We start from the raw sequence: 6151 nt of genomic DNA, 5'->3' as shown, positions 1-6151 counted from the left end.
CCTTGCGGGCGATCGCGATCACGTCGTCGCGGAACTCCTGGGGATGGGGCTTGGGCATGACATACATCCTCTCACCAGGCCCTCACGGACCTGAGATGTCAGTGTCAACCAAACCCGGGGCAGTCCCAGGCGATGTCCCAGAGGGAGTGCTTTGCCAGTGGCCCACAAGCCGAAGGAGCGCTTGTCGCAGCAGTGACCCCTGACCAGTGGCTGCGGACCCGTGCCTTCGAACCACTCAGAACTGACGGGGCGCCGGGCCTGAGGATTTCCGCCGCTCCTCGTTGTGCCCTCCCGCGCGGTGCCCCGCCTCATTGCGCTGGCCCTGCAAACTCCTGTCCGTGGTGTGTCTTTCCACATAGGGCATCGAGCGCAACCCGCGCTCGAGGTGCCACTGGACGAAGGCCTGGATCAGTCCACTGCCCTCCCGCTGGCGGGGACTCTCCACGTCGCGGGTCTGTTCCCAGCTGCCGGTCAGCAGGGCCTGCAGGTAGCCGATGGTCTCGGGCCGTGGCCGGGCGGAGCCGGGCGGGCGACAGTCCACGCACACCATTCCGCCGGCCGAGGGGTTGAAGAACTGGTGCGGCCCGTCGGTGCCGCACCGGGCGCAGGCCTCCAGCGCGGGCGCATAGCCGGCCACCGCCAGCGCACGCAACAGGTAGGAGTCCAGCACCATGGTCGCGGGTCGCGGTCCGTCGGTGGTGCCCTCCCCCAACACCCGCAGGGCCCCGACCAGCAGCCGGTACTGCTGCAACGCCGGTTCGCGCTCCTCGGCCACCAGCCGGTCTGCGGTCTCCAACATCACCTGCCCGCAGCAGTAGGCGTCGTAGTCGGCCAGCAGCGGCTCGCCGAAGGCGTGCAGACTCTCGACCTGGGCAACGACGTCCAGGGCACGCCCGGTGGCGAACTGCACGTCCACATGACTGAACGGCTCCAACCGGCCGCCGAACTTGGACGACGTGCGCCGCACCCCGCGAGCCACGGCCCGCACCTTCCCGTTCTGCCGGGACAACATGGTGATGATCCGGTCCGCCTCACCCAGCTTGTGGGTGCGCAGCACGACGGCTTCATCACGGTAGGTAGGCACCCATGGATTCTGTCACGAGCCCCACGCCCCATGCCCCCGCGCAGCCACCAGTGGTGACCCGCGCCATCCCTACGCTGGACGCATGTCCAATCCATTGCCGCAGCTGGACCAGACCATCCGTCGTCTCCACCAACTGTCCGAGCCCCCCTTCGACTGGCGGGTGGCTTCGGTGAAGCAGCTGGCCAAGCGTGTTGGCGCGTCACCGCTGGGCCGCTTGCGCGTCAAGGGCGTGGAGTTTCCCGACGGCGAGCGGTTCGCCTTCAAGGCCGAGGACGGCACCGTGCAGGGTTTCGGCACCCTGATCACCGACGCGGACCTGGACCAGGCCTTCGCCGCCGCAGATGCCGCGGCCACCGAGCAGTTCGGGAATCCGGTGGGCACGGTGCGCTATGTGCCGTGCAATTGCCGTCGGGTGTGGCGGATGCCCACCGGGCATGACTTCGAACTGGTGCAGAGCCTGGGCTCGCTCTCGCTGAGCGTTGTCGCCGAGAACTTCCGTCACCAGCAGACCGCCCCTCCCACCAGTGAGCAGATCACCGACGGCTGCATCGAGATCATCGACACCGTCACCATTGCCCTGCGTGAGCTGCTGGCCAGCGAGCCCGAGACCTGGCGGCTGTGCCGCCTGCTGAACGCGGTCGAACCGGTGTGTCTGGTGCCGGAGATGCCGGTGCTGGTGGAATTCGACCGTCGCGAGGCCCCCTTCGTGGTCTCAGCCATCCGCTCCGACCTCTCGGACGCGCGATTCGAGATGCTCTCCCTCAACCCCTTCATCGCCGAGGACTGGCCAGAACGCGACCTCGATTCGCTCTTCGACGAGCTGGTCTGTGTCCTGGAGGAGACCTATGGTGAATGCCTCGACGATCACGGCGACGAGCGGGTCTGGCTGATCAACGACTGGACTGTTCACATGTTCTTGGAGGATGAGTGGGTGCGGATGCGCCTGGAACCCCCGTCGCAGCAGCCGGCCGAGCAAGTCTCGGATGAGCTGTTCACCCAGCCCGCCGAGGCGACGCCCGAGGTGCAGGCCGCGGTGGAAACGGCCAGCAGGATCCTCGACGGCGAGTACGACTTCACCGTCGAGAACATCGACGCCCTCGCCCGCCTCCTTCGGATGCCGACGGACAGCCAGATCGACCCGATGGACCGCAACGAGGGGAACGACGTTGTCCTCCCCAACCCCCTGGGCGCCTTCCAATGGGCACTGGAGGGCAACGCCGACGACGAGTCCCGGTTCAACCACCTGCGCGTGGCCTTCGACCCCGGCCAGACGGGGCCCGAGGACTTCGAGCGGGTAAAGGGTTGGTTCGAACAGGCCTGGACCCCCGCCCACGAGGAGGAGGACGGCTGGGCCGCGTGGTACCACTCACACGGCACCGCGGAACTCAAGGCCATGGAGGACTACCTGTTGTTCACCATCGCGCCCGACTGATGAATCGCAGGTGACCGACAGGGCTGAGCCGTCACCTGTTGGTCATCATGCCGACGGCGAACAGCTCTGGTCTTGATCCAACGTCCCGGGTGAGGATCGTCACATGAGCCTCAAGAAGACCGCAGCAGGAGCAGCCGCCGCCACCCTGGCGGCGCTCGCCGCCCAGGACATGATCCAGACCAAGCATGCGCTCCGACGCAACTTCCCGATCATTGCCCGCGCTCGCTACGGGTTGGAGGCGATCGGGCCGGAGCTTCGCCAGTACATCGTCACCGGCAATGACGAGGAGCGCCCGTTCAGCCGGGACCAGCGTCGCTGGGTCTACGCCTCCTCCAAGGGGCAGAACAACTACTTCGGCTTCGGCACGGACAACGACGTCGAGAACTCCTCCTACCCCATCGTCAAGCACCGCACCTTCGCCGACGTCGTGCCCGCCTCCCCGCTGCACCTGGACCCGAGCCGCCCGGTGCCCTGCGCCAAGGTGATGGGCGGCCCCCGCGGGCGACGCAAGGCCTTCCGCCCCAACTCGGTGGTCAACGTCTCCGCGATGAGCTTCGGTTCGCTCAGCCCGCAGGCCATCCAGGCCATCAACAAGGGCGCCAGGCTGGCGCGCTTCATGCACAACACCGGCGAGGGCGGCCTGTCCGACCACCACCGTCAGGGCGGTGACCTGATGCTGCAGATCGGCACCGGCTACTTCGGCTGCCGCGACGCCGAGGGCAATTTCGACCTGGAGAAGCTGGTGGGCGTCGTGGAGTCCGCCCCGGTGCGCTGCATCGAGATCAAGCTCAGCCAGGGCGCCAAGCCCGGCCTGGGCGGTCACCTGCCCGGCGCCAAGGTGAACGCGGAGATCGCCCGGATCCGTGGCGTCCAGGAGGGCAAGGATGTGGTGAGCCCGTCGCGGCACACCGCCTTCCGCAGCATCGACGAGCTGCTGGACTTCGTGGAGCGCGTGGCCGAGCGGACGGGCCTGCCGGTGGGCATCAAGTCCGCCGTCGGTGACCTGGACTTCTGGCGGGAACTGGCCGAGAAGATGGCCGACGGCACCCGCGGGGTGGACTTCATCACCATCGACGGCGGTGAGGGCGGCACCGGCGCGGCACCGCTGGTCTTCTCCGACAGCGTCGCCTACCCCTTCCGGGTGGGTTTCACCGAGGTCTACCGGATCTTCGCCGAGCGGGGACTGACCGACCGCGTGGTGTGGATCGGCTCCGGCAAGCTGGGCCTGCCGGACAACGCGATCGTCGCCTTCGCCCTGGGCGCGGACATGGTGCACGTCGCCCGGGAGGCCATGCTGGCCATCGGCTGCATCCAGGCCCAGAAGTGCCACACCGACGAGTGCCCCACCGGCGTCGCCACCCAGAACAAGTGGTTGGCACACGGCCTGGAGCCGCAGGGCAAGGCAGAACGCCTGGCCCGCTATGTCCAGACCCTGCGGCGGGACCTGCTGAAGGTCTCCGAGGCGGCCGGCGTCGACCACCCGGCGCTGCTGGGCCCGCACGACGTCGACATCCTGCACGGCACCACCGGGCACCAGGGCCTGGCCGAGATCTACGGCTACCGGGAGGGCTGGGGCATGCCCGGCGAGCAGATCCGCGACGAGATCACCCGGATCATGCGGGCACAGGACGAGCAGCCCGGCACCGACGAGGTGGTCCAGCACGAGGCCGTCGACAACTCCGCCCACACCGAGGCGTCGGGATAGGACTGCCGGTACGGCACGACGGGGCGGCCCCGGTGTGGGGCCGCCCCGTCGGCGCGTCTGGCGTCAGGAACTCAGCCAAGAACCAGGCGCTGGCCCACCTTGAGCATGTTCGGGTTGTGCAGGGTGCCGCGGTTCAGCTGGTACAGCTTCTGCCAGGTGGTGCCGTGCTTGCGGGCGATCTTGGACAGGGTGTCGCCCGAGCGAACCACATGGCTGCCGTGCGCGCTGGCCCGCCCGGCCGGGCTCTTCACCGTCTTGGCCTTGGTGGTCTTGGCCTTGACGGTCTTGGCCTTGGTGGCGGGCTTCGTGGCCTTCACGGAGCTGGTCACCGAGCCGCCCACCACGCGCTCGCCGAAGTTCCCGTGGCAGGTGCCGGTGTAGACCCGGCCGGCCTGCACGGCGTAGCCGGGGCGGGGATTGACGATCACCTTGTGGTTGCCGGTGATGGCCATCGCGCACCGGTTGGCACCGCTGGCGCTGCCGCCCTGGCCGTCGATCCACAGGTCCAGCCACGCCGAGGCGCCCGCCGGAGGATTGTGCATCTGGTTGCCGCCGATGTCCTCGGCAATGAAGTAGCGGCGCATGTTCGGCACGTAGAAGCGGGTGCCGGCCGGGAAGCGCCCGGTGGCCGTCGCCAGGGTGATCGGGTTCTGGTAGGTCCCGGTGCCGCCGGCCGACGAGTGGATCACCGGGTGGGCGATCTCGGCGGAGCCCACGGGGGTGTTGTCGAACCACGTGTAGCCGGTGGTGTAGGCGGTGATGACCCGCTCGGAGCCACCGGCGTGGGCGACGTCGGCGCCGGCCAGGCCCACCAGCGGCGCGGTGGCCACGCCGGCCAGCAACGGCATGGCCAGCTTGGTGTACTTCTTCATGGATCCTCCAGATCGAAACCGGCACCCGACGTGCACGGCCGAGGGAAACACTAGCCCTTTCCTGAGAATCATCCCGGGCCGCACCTCAGGCTCTTCTCAGACTGGACCCTCGCTGCCGGATCCTCTCGGGCGGGCAGCCACGGCGCTAGGCTCAGTGGGTGCCCACCACATCCAAGTTCCCCGTCAAGCGCAGCCCCTCGCCGCACCCGTCGGGTGCCAGGCCGCCACAGATCGAGCGCAAGGCACTGCCCCAGCACGTCGCCATCGTGATGGACGGCAATGGCCGCTGGGCCAAGCAGCGCGGGCTGAAGCGCACCGACGGCCATGCCCGCGGTGAGGCCAGCCTGTTCGACGTGATCGAGGGCGCCATCGAGCTGGGGATCCCCTACCTGTCCGCCTATGCCTTCAGCACGGAGAACTGGAAGCGCTCCCCCGACGAGGTGCGCTGGCTGATGGGCTTCAACCGGGACGTGATCCACCGGCGTCGGGACAATTTCGACGAACTGGGCGTGCGGGTGCGCTGGGCCGGCCGGGTGCCGCGGCTGTGGAAGAGCGTGATCAAGGAGCTCAAGGCGGCCGAGGAGCAGAGCAAGGACAACACCACCCTGACGCTGCAGTTCTGTTGCAACTACGGTGGCCAGGCCGAGATTGCCGACGGGGTGCGGGAGATCGCCCGGCTGGCCCGCGACGGCAAGCTGGACCCCGACCGGATCACCGAACGCACCATCAGCCAGCACCTGTACTGCCCGGAGATCCCGCCGGTGGACCTGTTCGTCCGCTCGTCGGGCGAGCAGCGCACCAGCAATTTCCTGCTGTGGCAGTCGGCCTATGCGGAGATGGTCTTCCTGGACCAGTTGTGGCCGGACTTCGACCGTCGGGACCTGTGGCAGGCCGTCGAGCTGTACGTGAACCGGGACCGCCGCTTCGGTGGCGCCATCCCGAACGAGGTCACCGCGCAGCAGGGCTGATCACGAGTCCAGGACGACGGCCGCGACCCCACCACAACGACAACGGCCGCCGCGGTGGACCCCACCACGGCGGCCGAGCCTGTCGAGGCC

At 68.5% G+C, this 6151-nt stretch carries 4 protein-coding genes and 1 pseudogene; 3 read left to right on the top strand and 2 right to left on the bottom strand.

Translation table 11 applies throughout. The features are described 5' to 3' along the window. Positions 1-346 precede the first annotated feature (346 nt). Positions 347-1084, bottom strand: a pseudogene (gene recO / locus AAEX60_RS09070) (DNA repair protein RecO); the annotation flags it as partial. 82 nt (positions 1085-1166) lie between these two features. Here recO and AAEX60_RS09065 point away from each other — a divergent pair. Both AAEX60_RS09065 and AAEX60_RS09060 read left to right on the top strand, forming a co-directional pair. Continuing rightward, on the top strand, positions 1167-2516 hold the full coding sequence (locus AAEX60_RS09065; protein ID WP_342102820.1) for a hypothetical protein: 1350 nt from the start codon (positions 1167-1169) through the stop codon (positions 2514-2516). 103 nt (positions 2517-2619) lie between these two features. After that, on the top strand, positions 2620-4221 hold the full coding sequence (locus AAEX60_RS09060; RefSeq protein WP_342102819.1) for an FMN-binding glutamate synthase family protein: 1602 nt from the start codon (positions 2620-2622) through the stop codon (positions 4219-4221). Positions 4222-4292: 71 nt separating this feature from the next. Here the strand turns inward: AAEX60_RS09060 and AAEX60_RS09055 are convergent, their stop codons facing one another. Further along, on the bottom strand, positions 4293-5093 hold the full coding sequence (locus tag AAEX60_RS09055; protein ID WP_342102818.1) for a LysM peptidoglycan-binding domain-containing protein: 801 nt from the start codon (positions 5091-5093) through the stop codon (positions 4293-4295). Positions 5094-5323: 230 nt separating this feature from the next. On the opposite strand from AAEX60_RS09055, the gene AAEX60_RS09050 reads away from it, so the two are divergent. Next, positions 5324-6061, top strand: coding sequence for an isoprenyl transferase (locus tag AAEX60_RS09050; RefSeq protein ID WP_446721299.1), 738 nt, complete (start codon positions 5324-5326; stop codon positions 6059-6061). Positions 6062-6151 lie beyond the last annotated feature (90 nt).

The sequence above is a fragment of the Luteococcus sp. H101 genome, assembly GCF_038433155.1.
GTDB lineage: Bacteria > Actinomycetota > Actinomycetes > Propionibacteriales > Propionibacteriaceae > Luteococcus.
Note: the sequence above shows the minus strand (reverse complement) of the source record. Positions and strands in the feature narration are given on the sequence as shown.